This window comes from Rhizobium sp. CFBP 13644, assembly GCF_014842165.1.
GTDB lineage: Bacteria > Pseudomonadota > Alphaproteobacteria > Rhizobiales > Rhizobiaceae > Agrobacterium > Agrobacterium tumefaciens_C.
The window spans coordinates 566843-587067 of the sequence record NZ_JACYVF010000002.1 but is presented as its reverse complement, the minus strand read 5'-3'; the positions used below and the strand labels follow the sequence as shown (position 1 = coordinate 587067).

At 58.4% G+C, this 20225-nt stretch carries 18 protein-coding genes; 7 read left to right on the top strand and 11 right to left on the bottom strand.

The window, feature by feature from the left end:
• Positions 1-10: 10 nt before the first annotated feature.
• The 3 genes from IFT53_RS07890 to IFT53_RS07880 are packed head-to-tail and all read left to right on the top strand — an operon-like array spanning position 11 to position 3699.
• On the top strand, positions 11-1216 hold the full coding sequence (locus IFT53_RS07890) for a CaiB/BaiF CoA transferase family protein (RefSeq protein ID WP_192064136.1): 1206 nt from the start codon (positions 11-13) through the stop codon (positions 1214-1216).
• Positions 1213-2865 carry a thiamine pyrophosphate-binding protein gene (locus tag IFT53_RS07885; protein ID WP_192064137.1) on the top strand — a complete coding sequence of 551 codons (1653 nt, stop codon included), beginning with the start codon at positions 1213-1215 and terminating at the stop codon, positions 2863-2865. The genes IFT53_RS07890 and IFT53_RS07885 overlap by 4 nt, the downstream gene beginning before the upstream one ends.
• Before the next feature lie 60 nt (positions 2866-2925).
• Positions 2926-3699, top strand: a complete 774-nt coding sequence (locus tag IFT53_RS07880) for a HugZ family pyridoxamine 5'-phosphate oxidase (protein ID WP_192064138.1) — start codon at positions 2926-2928, stop codon at positions 3697-3699.
• A 198-nt stretch (positions 3700-3897) separates the two neighbouring features.
• On the opposite strand, the gene IFT53_RS07875 is transcribed toward IFT53_RS07880, so the two are convergent.
• The 3 genes from IFT53_RS07875 to IFT53_RS07865 all read right to left on the bottom strand — a co-directional run bounded on the left by IFT53_RS07875 (position 3898) and on the right by IFT53_RS07865 (position 5585).
• The gene (locus IFT53_RS07875) at positions 3898-4239 is read right to left on the bottom strand and encodes a RidA family protein (protein WP_042617234.1); all 342 of its coding nucleotides are present in this window, start codon (positions 4237-4239) and stop codon (positions 3898-3900) included.
• 44 nt (positions 4240-4283) lie between these two features.
• Entirely contained in the window at positions 4284-4622 is a 339-nt protein-coding gene (locus IFT53_RS07870) for a TIGR01244 family sulfur transferase (RefSeq protein ID WP_042617235.1), read from the bottom strand.
• 123 nt (positions 4623-4745) lie between these two features.
• Positions 4746-5585, bottom strand: a complete 840-nt coding sequence (locus tag IFT53_RS07865) for a DUF4432 family protein (RefSeq protein WP_192064139.1) — start codon at positions 5583-5585, stop codon at positions 4746-4748.
• Between the two features lie 178 nt (positions 5586-5763).
• Between IFT53_RS07865 and IFT53_RS07860 the strand changes: the two genes are divergently transcribed.
• Together IFT53_RS07860 and IFT53_RS07855 are read left to right on the top strand one after the other, a co-directional pair.
• Positions 5764-7113 carry a L,D-transpeptidase gene (locus IFT53_RS07860; RefSeq protein WP_192064473.1) on the top strand — a complete coding sequence of 450 codons (1350 nt, stop codon included), beginning with the start codon at positions 5764-5766 and terminating at the stop codon, positions 7111-7113.
• Positions 7114-7236: 123 nt separating this feature from the next.
• Positions 7237-7887 (top strand): histidine phosphatase family protein, encoded by a 651-nt coding sequence (locus IFT53_RS07855; protein ID WP_244656247.1) that lies wholly within the window; start codon positions 7237-7239, stop codon positions 7885-7887.
• Positions 7888-7921: 34 nt separating this feature from the next.
• Here the strand turns inward: IFT53_RS07855 and IFT53_RS07850 are convergent, their stop codons facing one another.
• The 8 genes from IFT53_RS07850 to IFT53_RS07815 form a co-directional block, all read right to left on the bottom strand.
• A complete protein-coding gene (locus IFT53_RS07850; protein ID WP_192064140.1) occupies positions 7922-9151 on the bottom strand; it encodes an MFS transporter in 1230 nt (409 codons plus the stop codon).
• Between the two features lie 49 nt (positions 9152-9200).
• Positions 9201-9845 (bottom strand): TetR/AcrR family transcriptional regulator, encoded by a 645-nt coding sequence (locus IFT53_RS07845; RefSeq protein ID WP_192064141.1) that lies wholly within the window; start codon positions 9843-9845, stop codon positions 9201-9203.
• Positions 9846-9911: 66 nt separating this feature from the next.
• Entirely contained in the window at positions 9912-10625 is a 714-nt protein-coding gene (locus IFT53_RS07840; protein WP_042617239.1) for a ParA family protein, read from the bottom strand.
• Positions 10626-11296: 671 nt separating this feature from the next.
• On the bottom strand, positions 11297-12442 hold the full coding sequence (locus IFT53_RS07835; protein ID WP_192064142.1) for an iron-containing alcohol dehydrogenase: 1146 nt from the start codon (positions 12440-12442) through the stop codon (positions 11297-11299).
• A complete protein-coding gene (locus IFT53_RS07830; RefSeq protein WP_192064143.1) occupies positions 12439-13827 on the bottom strand; it encodes an aldehyde dehydrogenase family protein in 1389 nt (462 codons plus the stop codon). The genes IFT53_RS07835 and IFT53_RS07830 overlap by 4 nt, the downstream gene beginning before the upstream one ends.
• Before the next feature lie 32 nt (positions 13828-13859).
• The gene (locus tag IFT53_RS07825) at positions 13860-15230 is read right to left on the bottom strand and encodes a glutamine synthetase family protein (RefSeq protein ID WP_192064144.1); all 1371 of its coding nucleotides are present in this window, start codon (positions 15228-15230) and stop codon (positions 13860-13862) included.
• 62 nt (positions 15231-15292) lie between these two features.
• On the bottom strand, positions 15293-16807 hold the full coding sequence (locus IFT53_RS07820) for an amino acid permease (RefSeq protein ID WP_192064145.1): 1515 nt from the start codon (positions 16805-16807) through the stop codon (positions 15293-15295).
• A 174-nt stretch (positions 16808-16981) separates the two neighbouring features.
• Positions 16982-17755, bottom strand: a complete 774-nt coding sequence (locus IFT53_RS07815) for an N-formylglutamate amidohydrolase (protein ID WP_192064146.1) — start codon at positions 17753-17755, stop codon at positions 16982-16984.
• Between the two features lie 178 nt (positions 17756-17933).
• Between IFT53_RS07815 and IFT53_RS07810 the strand changes: the two genes are divergently transcribed.
• On the top strand, positions 17934-18818 hold the full coding sequence (locus tag IFT53_RS07810) for a MurR/RpiR family transcriptional regulator (RefSeq protein WP_192064147.1): 885 nt from the start codon (positions 17934-17936) through the stop codon (positions 18816-18818).
• 205 nt (positions 18819-19023) lie between these two features.
• Positions 19024-20130, top strand: a complete 1107-nt coding sequence (locus tag IFT53_RS07805; RefSeq protein ID WP_192064148.1) for an ABC transporter substrate-binding protein — start codon at positions 19024-19026, stop codon at positions 20128-20130.
• The last annotated feature ends 95 nt before the right edge of the window (positions 20131-20225 follow it).

Here is a 20225-nt window from a genome sequence, read left to right as displayed (position 1 = left end):
TGAGAAAAACATGGCAGACATTTCCAGCAAAAAACAGCCGCCGCTTGCAGGCATTCGTGTGATTGAGCTTGCCCGTGTTCTGGCGGGCCCATGGGCCGGACAGATGCTGGCGGATATGGGGGCTGACGTCATCAAGGTAGAAAGCCCTGATGGCGGAGACGATACGCGCGCATGGGGGCCTCCCTTTGTGGAGAGCAAGGATGGCGACAACTTGTCCGCCGCCTATTACCACTCCACCAACCGTGGCAAACGCTCCATCACCGTCGATCTGAAAAGCGACGAAGGCCGCGAAACCGTGCGCCGTCTGGTCAAAACCGCCGATGTCGTCATCGAGAACTTCAAGCGCGGCGGGCTGGAAAAATACGGGCTGGATTACCAGAGCCTGCGGGCGCTGAACCCCAAGCTCATCTATTGCTCGATTACCGGCTTTGGCCAGACCGGACCTTATGCGGATTTCGCCGGTTATGATTATATCGTGCAGGGCATGTCGGGCTTCATGTCCATCACCGGTGAGCCGGATGGCCAGCCGATGAAGGCGGGCGTGGCGGTGGCCGATATCTTCACCGGCATCTATTCCGTCACAGCCATTCAGGCCGCCCTCATCCACGCCATGCGCACCGGCCAGGGCCAGCATATCGATATGGCGCTTCTGGATGTGCAATCTGCCGTGCTGGCCAACCAGAACATGAATTACCTCATGTCAGGCAAGGCACCGTCACGGCTGGGCAATGCCCACCCCAATATTTCCCCCTACGAGGTCGTGCCCACCGCCGATGGCTTCCTCATTCTGGCCGTTGGCAATGACGGACAGTTCCGCCGCCTGTGCAAAATCCTCGGCATCGAAGCGGTGGCCGATGACGAACGCTATGCCACCAACAAGGCCCGCGTCGCCCACAAGGTCGAGGTGCGGCAGCTTGTTTCAACCGAAACACTGAAATGGCTGAAACGCGACCTGTTGACCGCCTGCGAAACCAACGCCGTGCCCGCCGGGCCGATCAATTCCATCGAGGACATGTTTGCTGATCCTCAGGTGCAGGCACGCGGCCTGCGGGTGGATCTTGAGGCCGCAGACGGCACCGTTATTCCCGGCGTGCGCACACCCATCGTGCTGTCCGAAACGCCGCTCCATTATAACCGCCCAAGCCCTCGCCTTGGCGAGCATCAGCAGGAAGTGCTGGCCGAGTTGATCGAGATTGAAAGGAACCTGACGCCATGAAGAGAACCGGTGGACAATTGATTGTCGAAGCCCTGAAAGCCAATGGCGTTTCCCGCGTGGCCTGTGTGCCGGGCGAAAGCTATCTGGCCGTGCTGGATGCGCTGTACGAAAGCGGCATCGAAACCGTCGTCTGCCGGCAGGAAGGCGGCGCGGCCATGATGGCAGACACCTGGGGGCGGCTGACGGGCGAACCGGGCATCTGCATGGTCACACGCGGCCCCGGCGCCACCAATGCCTCTGCCGGTCTGCACATCGCCATGCAGGATTCCATACCGATGATCCTGTTCATCGGTCAGGTCCAGCGCGATGCGCGTGAGCGCGAAGCCTTTCAGGAAGTCGAATATCGCCGCGCCTTTACCGAGTTCGCCAAATGGGTCGGCGAAATCGATGATGCCCGCCGCATTCCCGAATTCGTCACCCGCGCCTTCGCCGTCGCCACATCGGGCCGCCCCGGCCCCGTGGTTCTCAGCCTGCCGGAAGACATGCTGGTGGAACTGGTCGAAGCACCCTCGGCCAAGCCCTACACGCCTGTCGAAAACCACCCCGGCCCGCAGCAGATGGCAAAGCTTGCCGAGCTGCTAGCCACTGCTCAGCGCCCCATGGTCATCCTCGGTGGTACACGCTGGACGGAAGAATCCGTAGCCCAGTTCAAGACCTTTGCGGAACGCTTCAAGCTGCCGGTCGGCTGCTCCTTCCGCCGCCAGATGCTGTTTGATCACCTGAGCCCGTCCTATGCGGGTGATGTCGGCATCGGCATCAATCCGGCGCTCTCGAAAGAGATCAAACAGTCGGACCTCATCATTCTGCTCGGTGGCCGCCTGTCGGAAATGCCGTCATCCGGCTATACGCTGCTCGACATTCCCTACCCGTCGCAGACGCTGGTGCATGTCTTCCCGCAGGCCGAAGAGCTTGGCCGCGTCTACCGGCCAGACCTTGCCATTTGCGCCGCCCCCGGCGAATTCGTCGAAGCGCTTTCAACGCTCGAAGCACCTGAAAACCCCGTCTGGGCAGAGCGCACCGCAGAGATGCATGCGACCTATCGCACATGGTCCACCCCGCCAAAGACAGGCCCCGGCCCGGTGCAGATGGGACCGATCATGGACTGGATCGAAGCCAACGTGCCGGAAGATACGATCTTCACCAATGGCGCTGGCAATTACGCAACCTGGGTGCACCGCTTCCACCGCTTCCGCCGCTTCAACACGCAATCGGCACCCACATCCGGCTCCATGGGTTATGGCCTGCCAGCCGCAGTCGCCGCCAAGCATCTGTTCCCGCAGCGCGAAGTGATCTGCTTTGCGGGCGATGGCTGCTTCATGATGCACGGGCAGGAATTCATCACCGCCGTGCGCTATGGCCTGCCCATCATCACCGTGCTGGTCAATAACGGCACCTATGGCACCATCCGCATGCATCAGGAGCGGGAATATCCCGGTCGCGTCAGCGCAACGGATCTCGTCAACCCGGACTTCGTCGCCTTCGCCAAGGCCTATGGCGGCCACGGCGAGATTGTCGAGAAGACGGAAGATTTCGGCCCGGCCTATGAGCGCGCCCGCGCCAGTGGCAAGCCTGCGATCATCGAGATCAAGCTAGACCCTGAGGCCATCACCCCTGCCCGCACGCTGACGCAAATTCGCGAAGGCAACTGATATCAGGCAATGGAAATTGCCCTGCCATGATGTAAACCGTGTCTGAAAACGGAGAGCATCATGGCAGAGCAGACGATTGCAGCAATCACCCCACGCGGCGCAAAAATCGAACCTTCCGCCGGTGCACCCTTCGAGGCCATCCGCGTGGCGCGCGATGTGCTGCACACCTGCCGCGTCGCAGGCCTTGCCACGCTCGATCCTGAAAGCGGCTATCCCTACAACACCGCCACAAACATCGCCATCGAGCCGGATGGAACACCCTTCTTCTTTACCGCCCGTTTGGCACTCCATGCCCGCAACATAGAGGCGGATGCGCGTATCTCTCTTGTTCTGGCCGCCTTCACCAAGGGTGATGCGCTGACGCTGCCGAGACTGACGCTTGTGGGAGAAGCCGAATTGATGGGCGCTGAAGACGTGCCGCTCGCCAAGGCGCGCTATATCGCCCGCTACCCCAAAGCCAAGCTCTATCTCTCCTTGCCAGATACGCAGCTTTACCGCCTCAAGGTGGAAGGCGTGCAGATCAATGGCGGCCCGGCTCGCAACGCCAGCAACATCACGCCTGCAGATCTGCGCACCGATCTATCAGGCGCAGAAGAACTGATGGCAGCCGCGGACACAGAAATCGCCCGCCTCAACGCCATCAGGGGCGAAGCCTCAAGGCTCGCTGCCCTTGCAGGCAAAAAATCCGGAGCATGGAAAATCACGTCGATCGATCCGGACGGCATCAATCTGACCTCGGCAAGCGACCTTGCGCGGCTGTGGTTTGATGAGCGGGTGGTGGATGTGAATCAGTTTGGCATGGCGTTGAATCAGGCTACGAGTGAAAGCTCTTAAAACATTAGAATTAAACACAAAACGCCGTTGCTATCGTCATCCTCGGGCTTGTCCCGAGGATCTAACCACATTGCCACAATTGAAACCCTGCAGATATCAGGGACAAGCCCGAGCATGACGAAAGTGAGCGCTGTACGCCCCCCCCCGAAAACAAAAAAGCCGGCCCAAAGGACCGGCTTTCTGCAAATTTCAAACCACTCAAATAGCGGCAGTCACAATGAACTCGACCTTGTAATCCGGCGTTGCCAGTGCTGCTTCGCTGGTGGCGCGGGCTGGTGGGTTGGCAGGGTCGATCCAAGCTTCCCATACGGCGTTCATTTCGCCGAAGGTGGACATGTCCGAGATGTAGATGATCGTCTGAAGGATCTTCGACTTGTCGGAGCCAGCCAGAGCCAGAAGGCGATCGACTTCAGCCAGTGCAGACTTGCTCTGCTCCGTCACGGACGTGCCTTCACCAACCTGACCGGCGAGATAAACGGTGTTGCCGTGAACGACTGCGGCGCTCATGCGCTTGCCGGGTTCGATACGCTTGATGCTCATGCTGAAATCTCCTGTTGATCGTCTAATGTCTAAAAGGCTGAAACTCAGCCGCGCAGGTGGTGGGTCTTTTCGTAAATGGCTGTGGAGCGCGCACCGGAGCGGCAGTAACCCAGCATGGGGCGTTGCAGCTCATCCAGAGCATCCACCATGCCAGCAACCGCATCGGCATCCACGCCAAACCGGCCAACCGGCACATGCGCAACTGCAATGCCCAGCGCCTCGGCCCGTTCTGCAATGTCGGCAAACTGCGGCTGTCCCTCTTCTTCACCGTCGGGGCGGTGGCAGACGATGGATTTGAAGCCGAGCGCCTGGACCTCGTCGAGATCGGCAACGCTGATCTGGCCGGTTACGGAATATTCGTCGTCAATGCGCCTGATATCCATTTTCATGTCCTCCGGTGATGGCGGCAATCGGGTGTCTCAACCCTCACCGTCCCAAATTCCGAACCCGGTGTAAGGGGTTAAAACCGGTGCGTCAATGACGCGCCTTTCCAAATAGAAGGCTGTTCAGAGAATGGAAAACCGCAAACCATAGGAGCGGCTTTCGCCCGGTTGCAGCATGATAAACTCACCCGCAGCCTCCAACTCGCCGCGGTCCACCCAGCGGTGCGAAACAGGCTCGATGCCCATCACATGCGCCGGGTCGCTCTGGTTGCGCCACATCTGCAGGTGCGGCAGCGTATCGGTCCGAAATGCGACCTTCAGCGTCTTCCCGCCAATCGCGGCAATCGGCCCCAGCGTCATCTCCGCCCAGCCTTGCGTGCCCTCACCTGCCGGAACACAGAACGCACCGCCCGGCTCCTCGCCAAACCGCCAGCCAAAACCGCCACCTTCAAACATGGCGCCGGAAAGCTTCACGCCATCATCAAACAAACGTGCACCCACATTCATATGATACATGTGAAAAACCGCTTGAGCACGTTCACTGGTGTTGGTGACCACGTCATCAAGGCTCACCACACCGGTCGCCCCGTCAATCCGCCATTCGCGCTTCAGCAGCGCCGTGCCACCATCCGCCAGCCGCACGGGAACCCTTGCGGCTGCCAGCGCATTATCGTCCGACACCACCCAATCGGTTATCTCGGCTGCATGCGACGAAAATGAACCGTGCAACGGGTATTTCTCACCACTCGCCGCCCCCGCTATGGGCTGCGGATGGCGGATGTGGTCGGGTCCACAGGTAAACAGGAAGCCTTCAAGCGAATGGTCGATCCGTGGGTCGCCATCATCGGGAATGGCTCTTCCGGGAGCGATATCGGTGCCATCAACGATGCAGGAGCCGATATCGAGCACAGACGTTTCGTCTAACAAGATGGTGGGGGATTTTCCGGCTTTCAGAGCACGCATGGAAGGTTCCTTCAATCATTCATCGACATGGCGATCACGCAAATGCTATCGCCGTGTTGTAAAATTAAGATTGCGTTAACTTCGAATTCACCTTTTTCACAATAGGGTCAAGATTAACGTGTGTGTATTGGGCAAGAACCCAAGGGATCGCAGAATCGTGAAACTTTTAATTAACGCAATGTTCTCTCTCGCTGTCGCGGCGACCCCTTTGCTTGTGCCCGTCCATGCACAGGCCCAGCAACCCATGCTGGTTTCGCCCGATGGTCGTGTGCTTGAGTTCATGCCTGAGCGTGGCGATATTGTGATCAGCCGAGACCGCATGGGTCGCACGGTCTATTATGATCGCTACGGCAATCTTGTCGCGACCGAGATGCCAAACGGCGGTGGTCGTCGCGATCCCTATTATCCGCAGCAGAACGATAATTATTACCCGCCTGCCCCCGGCCAGATGCGCGAGCCGCAGCAGGAATATGGTGCCCGTGGCAACATTGGTGGTCAGGATTACCGGGAATATCGCGGCGATGGCAGCGATATCGATCCCTATACCGGCTCCGTTTCCCGCCCCGGCGCGGTTGAAAGCGGCCCGTTGGGAGAACCCATTCCCGGTGAAAGCACAACGGCTGCCGTGCCGCAGCCCGATCACCTGATCGAGCGCAACCAGCCGGTCACGGCGCCGGTCAATCGTTCGCGTCAGGAAATCGTGGCGCTTCAGGTGTTTCTCGACCGCGAAGGCATTTCGCCCGGCGTGATCGATGGCAAGATGGGCGATAATGTCGACAAGGCCATTGCCGCCTGGCAGGACATGACTGGCGAGCGCCTCGACCCCAACAACACCGAGGATATTCTGGAGCGCCTGCGCAACACCGGTGGCATGGCCATCGTGGATTATACGATTACGGCAGCCGACGCGGCAGGCCCCTATGTCGCCTCCATTCCAGATGACTACGCCGAAAAGGCGCAGCTTCCAGCCATGGCCTACACTTCCACATCGGAAGCGCTGGCAGAGCGTTTCCACATGGATGAGACCTATCTGAAAGAGCTGAACCCCGGCGTCGATTTCACCGTACCCGGCACCATCATCAAAGTGGTTAGCCCCGGCGATACGAAAAAGGGCCAGGTTGCGCGCATCGTGGCGCATAAGGGCATCCGGCAGGTTTTCGCCTATGATGAAACGGGTGTGCTAATTGCCGCCTACCCTGCCACCATCGGCTCTTCGGATACACCATCGCCATCCGGCACGCACACGGTGGAGCGCATCGCGCTCAATCCCGGCTATACCTATAACCCGAAGATCAACTTCACGCAGGGCCAGAACACCCAGATCCTGCAGATACCGCCCGGCCCCAACGGCCCTGTGGGCACGGTCTGGATCGCGCTCTCCAAGCCGACCTACGGCATTCACGGCACACCGGAACCATCCAAGATCGGCAAGACCAACAGCCACGGCTGTATCCGCCTGACCAACTGGGATGCCACGGAACTCGCTAAAATGGTCCGCCCCGGCGTGGTTGTGGAATTCGCCGAATAAGTAGCTTTCAAACCCAAAAAGGCCCGGCTCAAGCGCTGGGCTTTTTTTATGTGGAATTCACATCAGAATCAGGATCGAGTCCTTTCACGTCTGAATTCGGCTTGTGCGAAAGGAACCTGAGGGATGGCATCCTTGAAAGACCTCTTTGTCGTGACCCATACGGAGTCCATCCATCATGTGGAGAACAAAGTTGGAGGCTGGTATGATACTGACCTCACGCCGCGCGGTCAGCGCGATGCCGAGGCCACCGCTGAACGTCTGGCGATGCTCGTAGGCCAGCGACCGGTGGAAATCCACAGCTCTGACCTTCTCAGGGCATCCCAGACAGCCGAGGCTATTGCCCGACGCCTCGGTGTAAACGTGGTGGAAACAGCCAATCTGCGAGAAATCAGTTACGGCGTTGCCGGCGGGCAGCCGCAAGAATGGCTCGATGCACGCTATAGGCCCGCACCGGATGATGATCGGCTAGATTACGATTGCGGCATCGAAGGCGCAGAAACCCGACGCGATGTCGCGACCCGCGTCTTTCCCTGCGTGGATGCGATTTTAGATCGGCCATGCGCAACCCAAATTATTGTGACCCACGGCTTCACACTGAGCATGGTCATCGCCGCATGGATGAAGATACCGATTGATGCCTCAGGCTTCCTGAGCTTCCCCGCAAAGTCGGGAAGCATCACGCATCTCCGTCAAGACGACTTTTTCCGCAGCCGGGCTGTGATCTCACTGGCTGACGCCTCCCATCTGAAGCTTGAACCCTCACGAAATTCCTGAGTTTCGTAAGGGCTGCGTATCAGGCAAAGGGAAATTACCCCAGGCGCATCCGGCGCTTCTCAGACCGACGCTCGGTGAGGAAAAAGGCGAAGGCGAGTGCTGGCAGGGTAAAGCCGAGCCATGAGGCGGCAGTCCATTGTCCTGTCGCATAGGCCCAGCCGCCGAGTGCGGAACCAGCCGCGCCGCCCATGAAGAATGTTGCCATGAAGATGCCGTTCAAACGGCTGCGGAACTCCGCCCCCAGCGTGAAGATAGCGCGCTGGCCCAGCACAAGATTGGTGGTGACGGCGAAGTCCAGCACGATCGCTGCAACGACGAGCAGGGCCAGCGACAGATGAGAGCCTTCCGGCGCGATGTGGGTGATGAGGAACGACGCCATTGCCGCCAGCAATGCAGCCAATGTGGCACCCCACGTCCAGCCACGGTCGGCCACACGACCGGCGATCGGCGCGGCAACCGCACCGGCAGCGCCCGCCAGCGCAAACAGCGCAATTTCACCCTGCGACAGCCGGAAGGCTGGGCCGCTGAGATACAGAGGCGTCACCGTCCAGAACAGGCTGAAAGCTGAAAACATGCCAGCCTGATAGAGAGCGCGGCGTTGCAGCAGCGGGGTGCTGACGGCAAGCTTGCCCATGGAGGCCAGCAGGCTGCGGTATGGAAGCTTCGCATCCGGCATGCGGCGCGGCAAAAGACGGTAGAGAACCACCGCCAGCACGGCCATGACAGCTGCCGACATGAAGAAGACGCCGCGCCATGAGATGAATTCAGACAGCAGGCTGGAGACAGGCCGCGCCAGCATGATGCCGACCATCAACCCACTCATGACGCTGCCGACAACGCGGCCTCGCGTGGCAGGCGGCGTCATATGCGCGGCCAAAGGCACGATCATCTGCACCGCAACGGAGCTGACGCCAATGAGAAACACGGCGACAAGAAACTGTGCCGCATGCGGTGCGACCGCTGCCGCAACCAGCGCCGCAACGGCCATGGCAACAGTGATGACAATCAGCTTCCTGTTCTCGATCAGGTCGCCCAACGGCACGACGAACAGCAAACCCAGGCCGTAACCAATCTGCGTCAGCGTCACGATCAACCCGGTTGCTCCGGCTGACAATCCGAGTTCTGCGGCGATCATGCCCGCAAGCGGCTGGGCATAGTAGATATTGGCGCAGATCAATCCACAGGCACTCGCCAGCAGAAAAATCATGGCCGAAGAGATCGCCTCTTCCTGTGCGGGCTCTGCGCCAAGCACTGTCGATGTCATCTCACGCCTCCTAATTAGGAAATATTCATTTCCAAAATGTGCAGCAAAATCAGTCGAAGACCTTCATGGCGACTTCGACAATGCCGTCTAACTGTTGCTTGGAAAGGCCCGTCTTGCCGACCACGCGCATGCCATAGAGAAGGCACAGGGCCGTCCTGGCCAGCGCATCCGCATCCATTGCCTTTGAGACAGAGCCATCCGCCTGTCCTTCGCGCACCAGACGCGCCAGAATTTTCTCACGCGCCTCAATGGCACCGCGCACCACACGCGCCATATCATCATCCAGAGAGGCGAGATCGGCAGCAGCACCAACCACGAGGCAACCCTGCCCGCCGGAGCGGCCGACACAAGCATCCGCGTAGAAGTTCATGCCCGCCAGAAGCTTTTCGCGCCCGGTCTTGCCAGTTTGAACAGCGGCTTCAAAACGCTTCGTCTGCACGAGACGGTAACGCTCCACAGCGGCGATATAGATATCCTTCTTGTCCTTGAAAGCTTTGTAGAGACTGCCCTGCGTCAGCTCCATCGCCTCACTCAGATCTCCAACCGAGGTTGCGTGAAAGCCGCGTTCGGCGAACACGCCGATGGCCTTATCGATGGCCGTATCGACATCGAATTCACGCGGACGACCGCGTTGGCGCATGGAGGGTGAGGATGCCTGTGCGTTGCTCATGCAGGCAATATAGGAAACGATCATTTCCAAATCAAGCAAAATAATGCGCCCGGCTCCTCAAAGGGTCGGACGCATGCAAGTGCTTTGTTTTCAGGCCGCGCTGCGGCGGAAGAATTTCATATCGCGGTCTGAGCGAATAACGCGTGCCGGCATCAGGCGCAGCACCTCGTTTGCGAAGCTGCGCACATTCTCCAGCGCCTTGTCGACATTGCTGACCTTGTGACAGTCCAGCGCCTCAAGCGTGCCGCCACAGTCGAAGACATCGCGGAATGCGGCGCGCTCGGCGATGGGCGTGTTGAGAACGCGCACGTTCTTTTCGGCCATGAGTGCCTTGACCACCAGCATGGAGCGGGTGCTGATCATGGCATTGACGCGGGTCAGCACGACGGAATGCTCCACCTTGATGCCCATCTTGCGATCCAGAAACTCGAGATGTTCAAGCACTTCGGCCGCGCCACGCGCATCCATGGCAGAGCCCTGAACGGGGATCAGCACATGGTCTGAAATACCGAGCGCCATGGTCAAAAGCGGGTTCTTGGTGCCGGGCAGATCGATGATGAAACAGTCGGTGTTGGCTTTGTTCTCGCGAATATGGGTCTCCATCGACGCCATGGTGACGTTGGAGATGATGGAGAGGTTGCGCATGGGGCCAGACATGTCCGCCCAGCGCGAAATCCACAATTGCGGATCGGCATCCAGCACGGTGACGCGGTGACCCATGCGGGCAAGTTCGGTGGCAAGCAGCAAAACGGCAGTGGTTTTTCCTGCGCCGCCCTTCGTATTTGCGAATGTAATAACTGGCATAAGGCCCCCCGAATGCAGAGCCTGAAATCATCGCTCTTCAACGCACCGCCATATTCATGGTGCGTGATATATTGTTAACCAATATGGTTAATGAATTGGTAACGATGGATGCAATTTTAGGCAGTGCCGTCACTCACGTCCGTTTAGAACTATCAAAAAACCGGACAAGCTTCGCCGGTCACGCAGCGCGTTGCGCCCGTGATTGATCCATCATCGCCCCCAAGAGAAACCACGCAAATGCGGTGTTGTCTTTGGTGTATTGGTGTTGGCTGCGCATTTGCGTGGCCTCAAGGTCTCAAAGTCTATCCAGACCGGATCGTGAATGATCCGGTCTGGACTGTCGTTCATTGCATTCTCTGCCGCCTTCCCGCTTGGCCTGCTCGAAACCCGTTAATGGAATTTCGAGGCCAAATGGTCGGGCCGACAGGTACTATCACCTGATGAATAGCCACACGTCTGCGGCCAGCCACCACTCTTCACCTGCTCGTTCATGTCTCGCGATACATGGCGAACAGTGAAGATGCGCAGATTGTAGGCATGGGTCTTTGAGAGATTGAGAAAACTTTTTTATTTTATTTTTGATGGGGAGAAGACGTGCCGCACGTCGGTCTCTCGCCGCATGGTCATAAGCCGCCAGCGGGTGCAAAGCACCCGCCAGCAAGGTTCAACCGTTAGAAGCACTCCAGAAACAATGCCTTGGTGTTTTCAGCCGTCATGGCCACGGGGTTGCCGCCGCAGCTTGGGTCTTTGATGGCTTCTGCGGTCAGCTCGTCCACGCGGTCGGGCTTGATGCCGAGTGCCGTCAGATTTTCAGGAACGCCCAGTTCGTGGCGAAGCTCCAGCACGTAATTGTAGAAACCATCAAAGCCGCCCTCGATGCCGAGATAGGCAGCGGCGCGGGCGATCTTTTCTTCAATAGCGGGGCGGTTGAAGCGCAGAACGGCGGGCATGACGACGGCGTTGGTCATGCCGTGATGGGTGTTGTAAACCGCACCGATGGGGTGCGAGAGCGCATGAATGGCGCCAAGCCCCTTCTGGAAGGCCACGGCACCCATGGCGGCGGCGGCCATCATGTTGGAGCGGGCTTCGATGTCGGTTCCGTCCTTATGCGCGCGCGGCAGGTATTCCTTGACGAGACGCATACCCTCAAGGGCGATACCGGCGCTCATCGGGTGGAAGAAGGGCGAGGAATAGGCTTCCAGGCAATGGGCAAAGGCATCCATGCCGGTGCCAACGGTGATGGCCTTGGGCATGCCGACCGTTAGGTCTGGATCGCAGATCACGACGCCGGGCAGGAATTTCGGATGGAAGATGATCTTCTTCACATGCGTTTTGGAATTGGTGATGACGCTGGCGCGTCCCACTTCCGAGCCCGTGCCTGCGGTGGTGGGCACGGCCACAATGGGCGCAATGCCATCGGCATTAGCGCGGGTCCACCAGTCACCAATATCCTCGAAATCCCAGACGGGGCGCGTCTGGCCCGCCATGAAGGCAACGGCCTTGCCCAGATCCAGACCCGAACCGCCGCCGAAGGCGACGACGCCATCATGGCCGCCATCCTTGAAGGCTTTCACGCCCGCATCGAGATTGATCTCGTTGGGGTTGGGATCGACATCGGAAAAGAGAGCGCGGCCAAGGCCTGCCTCTTCCAGAATATCCAGTGCGTGGCCAGTGATGGCCATGGTGGCAAGGCCACGGTCTGTGACCAGCAACGGCTTTTTCATGCCCAGCGTCTTGCAGGCGTCGGCCAGTTCCTTGATGCGGCCGCGTCCCATCTTGATCGGGGTTGGATAGCTCCAGTTTGCGACGATGTTCATTGGGTGACTTTCTTCAGATGGTAGGATTTTGGACGGGTCAGGTTCTGGAAGCCGATGACCGAAAGCGAGCCGCCGCGACCGGTTTCCTTGACGCCGGTCCAGCACAGAGCGGGGTCAAGATAGTCAGCGCGGTTCATGAACACGGTGCCGGTTTCAATCTCGCGGCCAATGCGCCCTGCCCTTGCCGCGTCCTGCGTCCACAGCGATGCGGTCAGGCCGTATTTGCTGTCGTTCATCAGCGCGATGGCTTCGTCGTCGTTCTTGACCTTCATGATGCCGACGGCAGGGCCGAAGGTTTCTTCCGTCATGAATTCCATGGAATGATCAACATTGACGAGGATCTGCGGCGCGACATAGGCGCTCTCGCCATCATCTGCGGCAAAGAGTTTGGGATCGACCAGCGCCTTCGCGCCTTTGGAAACGGCATCCGCCACCTGCTGGCGCACCACCTTGGCAAAACGCTTGTTGGCCATCGGCCCCAGCGTGGTTTCCTGCTCTAGCGGATTGCCAAGCTTGTAGTTGGACACCCAGGCCACGGACTTTTCAACGAAAGCATCGAACAGGGATTCGTTGACATAGATACGCTCGATGCCGCAGCAGCACTGCCCGGAATTGAACGTCGCGCCGTCCATCAGCGTATCGACCGCCGCGTCCAGATCGGCATCTTCCATGACATAGCCGGGATCCTTGCCACCAAGCTCCAGACCAAGGCCGGTGAAGGTTCCGGCAGCGGCACGCTCGATGGCGCGACCGCCTTCGACGGAGCCGGTGAAGTTGACGAAGTTGAACAGGCCCTCGGAAATCAGCGCCGATGTGGTCTGGTGGTCGAGGAAGAGGTTGATGAACACATCCTCAGGCACGCCCGCTTCCACGAATGCGCGGACCATGCGCTCACCCACCAGAAGCGTCTGCGCGGCATGCTTGATGGCAACCGTGTTGCCAGCCATAAGCGCGGGCGCAATGGTGTTGATGGCCGTCATATAGGGGTAGTTCCACGGCGCGATGACGAAGACGACGCCATGGGCTTCACGCTCGATGCGGCGTTCGAAATTACCGCTTTCCTCGATGACCAGAGGCGCAAGCGCATCGGCGGCAATCGTCGCCACATAGTTGGAGCGTTCGTTGAAGCCCTTGAACTCACCGCCATAGCGCACCGGACGGCCCATCATATGGGCCAGTTCCGGCACGACTTCTGCGGCCATTTCGTTCAGCCGTGCTACGCCTTTCAACACCAGTTGAACGCGATCTTCCAAGGGGCGGCGCGCCCATGACTTTTGCGCGGCGCGCACTTTCGATACGGCAGCCCGTGCCGCGTCCAGCGACATCGCCTCGCGCTCGGCATAAACCGAACCGTCGATCGGCGAAATATTCTGGATCATGACCATGATGGTGGTTCTTTCTGTAACTTTAGGTGTTGTTATGCCCGTTCAAAACCGCGCGCGACTTCCCAATCGGTGATGCGGCGGTCATATTCTTCCTGCTCCCACTTTGCGGCGCGAACATAGTGATCGACAACATCTTCCCCAAACGCGCTGCGCAGCATCTTTGAACCATTGAGGTGTTCGGTCGCATCGCGCAGCGTTTTGGGGATCTCCCTGATGTTCTTGCCGCCATAGGCATCGCCTTCAAACTGGGCTTCAAGTTCCAACTTGTTTTCGATGCCGTCAAGACCTGCCGCAATCAAGGCCGCCATGGCAAGATGCGGATTGATATCTGACCCGCCAATGCGGCACTCGATGCGGATACCCTTGCTATCGGCACCGCAGAGGCGGTAGCCCGCCGTGCGGTTATCCAGGCTCCACACAGCCTTGGTGGGCGCGAATGTGCCAGCCATGTAACGCTTGTAGGAGTTGATATAGGGCGCCAGAAAATAGGTCGTTTCGCTGGCATGGGCGAGAAGCCCTGCCACGTAATGGCGCATCATATCCGACATGCCGTATTCGCCGTTTTTATCGAGGAACATGGGCGTCTTGCCATCCAGGCTCCACAGCGACTGGTGGATGTGCGAGGAACTGCCAGCGGCATCGTAATTCCACTTGGCAAGGAAAGTGACGGCCTTGCCCTTGGACCAGGCGATTTCCTTGCAGGCATTCTTGATGATGGCGTGGCGGTCGGCCATGGTGAGCGCATCGGCGTAGCGTACATTCAGCTCGACCTGACCGGCGCAGGCTTCGCCCTTGGAATTTTCAATCGGAATACCAGCGGCTTGTAGATTGTTTCTGATAGCGCGCATCACCTCTTCTTCCTTGGTCGTCTGGAAGATGTGGTAGTCCTCGCTATAGGGGCTTGCGGGCTTGAGATCGCGGTAGGCACTGGCACGGGCGTTCTCGAAACTCTGGTCGAACAGGAAGAATTCCAGCTCTGTGGCCATGAAGGCCTTGAGGCCCATGGCCTCCAACCGCGCCACCTGCTTCTTCAAAATAGCGCGCGGCGAATGCGCCACTTCGGCATGGGTGTGGTGGTCATAGGCATCGCACAGAACAAGTGCCGTGCCTTCCAGCCACGGCACACGTCGCAGGGTGGAGAGGTCTGGTTTCAGTGTATAATCGCCGTAACCCTTGTCCCAACCGGCGGATTTGTAACCGGGAACGGTTTCCATCTCCATATCGGTTGCCAGCAGATAGTTGCAGCAATGGGTTTCCTCGTAAGCGCTTTCCACGAAGAACTCAGCCTGAAACCGTTTACCCATCAGACGACCCTGCATATCCACGACGCATGCCAGAACCGTGTCTATGCGCCGCTCAGCGACATCCTTTTTCAATTCGTCGAATGTGTAGGTCGTCGTCATGATTTTCTCGTTTCCTGTTGTTCAAATGGGGCGACCGTTGCCGGTCGCCCTTTGGAGTTGGTTCAAGCTTTTGACGCCGCCGCATTGAGTGCGGCCTGCTTGTGCTCCAGCGCAAATTCCTCTTCCGGCGAAAGGATGAGGCGGTGACGGCCAACCAGCGCGAAATAGGCTATCGCGACGGCAAACCACAGCGCCACCCAGATGACGCCCTTGGTGAAGTTCGGGTCCTGCACCTGATAGAGCAAGGTTATGACGGCAATGATGATGGTGAGGACCGCGCCGGGAATGCCGAGCGGCGAGCGGAAAGGCCGCTCGATATCTGGCAGGTTACGGCGCAGCATGATGAAAGAGATGGCCTGCATGATGTAAGAGAACATCGCGCCGAACACCGCCATGTTGAGCAACACGCTGCCGATGATGCTGCCGCCCTGCGTGGCACCCAGCGCAAACCAGATGATCATCATGACAGTAAGGCCAACCAGCGCGCCTGTGAGCATGGCCACATGCGGTGTCTTGAACTTGGGGTGTGTGACCGACAGAAGCGTTGGGAAATAGCCCGCCCGCGAGAGCGAGTAGATCTGGCGACCCTGCGCATAAAGGATGGTGTGGAAGCTGGCGATGAGGCCCGTGAGAGCCACGAAGCCGAGCAGAACCACGCCACCATCACCATAGACGGCCTTGAAACCATCCAGCAGCGGCTCCAACGACGAGCCGAGATGGAATGCGCCGATGCCGGGCAGCGAGGGGTTGAGCAGCACGATCATGAAAGCCGAAACCATCAATGTGATGATGCCGAGAATGATGCCCTTTGGCATATCGCGCTTGGGATCAACCGATTCTTCGGCTGCCAGAGGAAGCTGCTCGATGGCGAGGAACAGCCAGACCGCAAAAGGCAGTGAGGCCAGAACGCCCGAAATGCCGAAGGGGAAGAAGGAGCCATTACCTTCGGGAAGTTCAACCGCTGCACCGTCTGGCCCGACGCCGATGTTGAGCGCCCAGCGCGAGAAATCCATGTTGGGGATGGCGCTGATCCAGAAGAAGACGAGAACAGCGAGCGATATCAGCGTGATAACAAGCGTTACTTTGAAGGATAGTTCAAGCCCGTAGACGTTCAGCGCGAGGAAGATGGCGTAGAACAGCACCCACAAGAGCGGAGAATAGACGGGATCGAGCCCCAGAATGGAGTTCACATAGGCCGTAATGAAGGTGACGATGACGGCGGGGGTCAGAACATATTCGACGTTTTCGCATAGCCCGGTAATAAAGCCGCCCCATGGGCCCATGGCCGTGCGCGCAAAGGAATAGGCAGCACCTGTGTGCGGCAGTGCCGGGCTCATTTCCGCGATGGAAAATGTGAGCCCCAGATACATGATGGCGATGATGATGCCCGCAACCAGCATGCCGCCCCAGCCGCCGGTGGCAAAGCCGAAGTTCCAGCCGGAAAAATGGCCTGAAATGACCGCACCGACGCCCAGCGCCCAGAGCGACCAGACGCCCGCGTAACGCGAGAGCCCTCTTTTTTCGAAATAGGATGCATCAGCTTTCTTATAGCTGACGCCTGATGATGAACTGTCCATGCCGTTCTCTCCTGATCAAGAAAAACAGGCTGTCAGCCGGAATGGCCGATTTTGCCCCAGTTTCGGCATGATGGGCAAACCCACCACGCCCTGCACGTCTGCTGTTCCCACGCTGCATTCCGGGCCTCATGGCCTTCTTGTGGATATGCAGCGGTCTTCATTGTCCTCAAGTCCTCATGGGCTGTGAGCGGCGATTGCCTTTTTCAAAAGTCCGCTCAGAAAATCGGCAGCAGCCCGCTGCCCCTCCTCATTTTCGATGAGGTCGTTTCGGACCTCGATCATGACGTTCAACAGACCTGAGGGCAGCGCATGCAGGCGAAGCGTGTGCGTGACACCATCCTGCGGGCCATAAGGTTCGTTGCGCTCGACCCGGAAATTGCTGCCCTCTGCATGCTCCATCATCGCATCCACCAGCCGCGCATCGGCATCATGCAAAAGGCCAATTTCCACTTCGCGGTGCTTGCCGTGATAGACAGGGGTAAAGCTGTGCATGGTGACGAGAACGGTCTCGAGAGCCGCCTCGCCCTTAGCGTCAATCAGGTCGCGGACGCCGGACTGGAACGGGATATAGAGTGCCGCGGTGCGGGCGAAACGCTCTGCATCGTCAAGAGCCAGATTGCCGGGAATATTGTAGATCTCGCTGATGACAGGCATGGCCGAGGCCGATTCCGGCGGGCGATTGCAATCATAAATCAGGCGCGAATAATTCTGGTAGATCAGCGTCGCATCCAGACTTTGCGACAGGAGCCTTGCGACAGCCAATGCGCCGGGGTCCCAGGCAATATGGCTTTTCAGCACATCCTCGCTCAGGCCAAGGGTGCCGTAACGGGCTGGCATGGTGCAAGAGGCATGTTCGCAGACAAGGAGAATGCGGCCTGCACCGTGCGGATTTTCCACGACAACGGGCGCAGGCTCGTCATGTGTGAAAAACGTCGTTTGCACCGTCATGGTGTACCCCCGCTGCCAACATCACTGTCCCCCGACAGTTGGGAAAGAATTCTTCACACACGCCGAAGTGTCAAATGATTTTTGAAATATTCTCTTCATTTTTTTGATTGACTCCGCTCGCCCCCCGTATCTTAATCTGCGCTAACAGACCGGCGAAAAGACCGGCTAGGGGAAAAATTTGCACACTTCAGCCGCGACCGTTTCGGACGTTATCCAGGCTCATTACGAGAGCCTGACGCGTGCCGAAAAGCGCTTAGCGGAAAGTCTTCTCGGCAATTACCCGGTTTCGGGCCTTGGCAGCATGACCGTGGTTGCCGAGAATGCCGGTGTCTCAACGCCAACCGTTGCGCGCATGGTGCAGAAGCTCGGCTTCAAGGGTTACCCTGAATTTCAGGGACGGCTGCATCAGGAGCTGGACGCCACCATTTCCAACCCGATTACCAAGCATGACCGATGGGCCAGCAACGCGCCCGGCCTGCATATTCTCAACCGCTTTGCTGATGCCATCACCGGAAACTTACGCGATACACTGAGCGATCTCGATACGGCATCCTTTGACAATGCCGCAGCTCTTCTGGCGGACAGAAAACGCAGCATCTACTTCGTCGGTGGACGCATTACCGGTGCCATTGCGGAATATTTCTTCACCCACATGCAGGTCATCCGCCCAAAGACAGCGCTGATGTCATCCAATTCCAGCTCATGGCCGCAATATATGCTGAACATGAATGCAGGCGATGTGTTGGTGATCTTCGACATCAGGCGATACGAGCAGGACATGGTGACGCTGGCGCAGGTGGCGCATGACAATGACGTGCGCATTCTGCTGTTCACCGACCAGTGGACCTCCCCCGTTTCGCGCTTTGCAGAACACACATTCCGCGTGCGTATCGAAGCGCCCTCGGCCTGGGACAGCTCGGTGGTGACTCTCTTCGTCGTGGAGGCGCTGATCGAGGCGGTGCAGAACAATGGTTGGGATGAGACCCGCAAGCGCATGAACTCGCTGGAAGGCCTGTTCGAACAGACCCGCCTTTTTCGAAAACCGAAAAATGAGGAGAAGTGAGAAGCGGCTTCGGAGGGGAAAGGCGCAACACGAATTATTTATGTCGTTTCTTAAATATCATGGCGACGAATGGGCGCAATGATGGCAAGAAAATGGCAGAGGCCATGATGACGGCGGGAAACCGTCCGGGGAAAGCGTCACATAACATTCATGCAACCCACGTATCAGCGTCGCCAGACGCATTAGACACAGAGGAGAACTAACCGTGATCTCGCACAGCCGCCGACTGCTATCGTTGACCACAGCAATGGTCATCGCATCTACCGCGATTGCCTCTGCCGCACCGAGCGCAGAACTCGTTGCAGCCGCCAAGAAGGAAGGCATGCTGACGACCATCGCCCTGCCCCACGACTGGTGCGGTTACGGCGACGTGATCGCTTCCTTCAAGGCCAAGTATCCTGAAATTCAGGTCAACGAACTGAACCCGGACGCTGGCTCTGCCGACGAAGTGGAAGCCATCAAGGCCAACAAGGACAATAAGGGCCCACAGGCTCCTGACGTGATCGACGTCGGTCTCGCATTCGGCCCACAGGCCAAGAAGGAAGGCCTTCTGCAGCCTTACAAGGTTTCCACATGGGACGAGATTCCTGACAATGTGAAGGACGCCGAAGGCTACTGGTACGGCGATTATTACGGCGTGATGTCCCTGTTCGTGAACAAGGATCTCGTGACCAACACGCCAAAGGATTGGGCCGATCTTCTGAAGCCTGAATATTCCGGCCAGGTCGCTCTTGCTGGTGACCCACGCGCCTCCAACCAGGCCATTCTCGGCGTTCTCGCAGCTGGTCTTGCCAGCGGTGCAAAGGACGGCAAGGCAGCTGGCGAAGCTGGTCTGAAGTTCTTCGGCGAGCTGAACAAGGCTGGCAACTTCCTGCCTGTTATCGGCAAGGCTGGCACCGTGGCCCAGGGCGCGACGCCAATCGTCGTTGCATGGGACTATAACGCGCTGTCATGGGCGAAAACTCTGAACGGCAACCCGCCTACAGAAGTTGTCGTGCCATCATCCGGCGTTCTGGCTGGCGTTTACGTGCAGGGCATCTCTGCCTACGCACCACATCCAAACGCTGCAAAGCTGTGGATGGAGCACCTTTATTCTGACGAAGGTCAGCTCGGCTGGTTGAAGGGCTTCTGCCACCCAATCCGCTTCAACGCTCTTGCCAAGGCCAACAAGATTCCAAAGGATCTTCTGGACGCCCTGCCACCAGCAGCAGCCTATGAAAAGGCTGTCTTCCCGACGCTGGAAGACGTTGATGCCAACAAGGCTGCTGTTACCGGCGGCTGGGACAAGGTTGTCGGCGCGAACGTGAAGTAACGACCAATACATCTGCCCCGGACTTTTCAAAGTTCGGGGCAGATGGTTTTATACAATGAAAAGACCGCTATGATAGCGGCGTTCGGGAACGTGGT

Coding starts and splice junctions, on each gene's coding strand:
- IFT53_RS07820 (WP_192064145.1), bottom strand. CDS start 16,807: ATGGACAGTTCATCATCAGGCGTCAGCTATAAGAAAGCTGATGCATCC.
- IFT53_RS07890 (WP_192064136.1), top strand. CDS start 11: ATGGCAGACATTTCCAGCAAAAAACAGCCGCCGCTTGCAGGCATTCGT.
- IFT53_RS07840 (WP_042617239.1), bottom strand. CDS start 10,625: ATGCCAGTTATTACATTCGCAAATACGAAGGGCGGCGCAGGAAAAACC.
- IFT53_RS07880 (WP_192064138.1), top strand. CDS start 2,926: ATGGCAGAGCAGACGATTGCAGCAATCACCCCACGCGGCGCAAAAATC.
- IFT53_RS07815 (WP_192064146.1), bottom strand. CDS start 17,755: ATGACGGTGCAAACGACGTTTTTCACACATGACGAGCCTGCGCCCGTT.
- IFT53_RS07825 (WP_192064144.1), bottom strand. CDS start 15,230: ATGACGACGACCTACACATTCGACGAATTGAAAAAGGATGTCGCTGAG.
- IFT53_RS07830 (WP_192064143.1), bottom strand. CDS start 13,827: ATGGTCATGATCCAGAATATTTCGCCGATCGACGGTTCGGTTTATGCC.
- IFT53_RS07835 (WP_192064142.1), bottom strand. CDS start 12,442: ATGAACATCGTCGCAAACTGGAGCTATCCAACCCCGATCAAGATGGGA.
- IFT53_RS07845 (WP_192064141.1), bottom strand. CDS start 9,845: ATGATCGTTTCCTATATTGCCTGCATGAGCAACGCACAGGCATCCTCA.
- IFT53_RS07850 (WP_192064140.1), bottom strand. CDS start 9,151: ATGACATCGACAGTGCTTGGCGCAGAGCCCGCACAGGAAGAGGCGATC.
- IFT53_RS07870 (WP_042617235.1), bottom strand. CDS start 4,622: ATGGATATCAGGCGCATTGACGACGAATATTCCGTAACCGGCCAGATC.
- IFT53_RS07855 (WP_244656247.1), top strand. CDS start 7,237: ATGGCATCCTTGAAAGACCTCTTTGTCGTGACCCATACGGAGTCCATC.
- IFT53_RS07865 (WP_192064139.1), bottom strand. CDS start 5,585: ATGCGTGCTCTGAAAGCCGGAAAATCCCCCACCATCTTGTTAGACGAA.
- IFT53_RS07885 (WP_192064137.1), top strand. CDS start 1,213: ATGAAGAGAACCGGTGGACAATTGATTGTCGAAGCCCTGAAAGCCAAT.
- IFT53_RS07875 (WP_042617234.1), bottom strand. CDS start 4,239: ATGAGCATCAAGCGTATCGAACCCGGCAAGCGCATGAGCGCCGCAGTC.
- IFT53_RS07860 (WP_192064473.1), top strand. CDS start 5,764: ATGTTCTCTCTCGCTGTCGCGGCGACCCCTTTGCTTGTGCCCGTCCAT.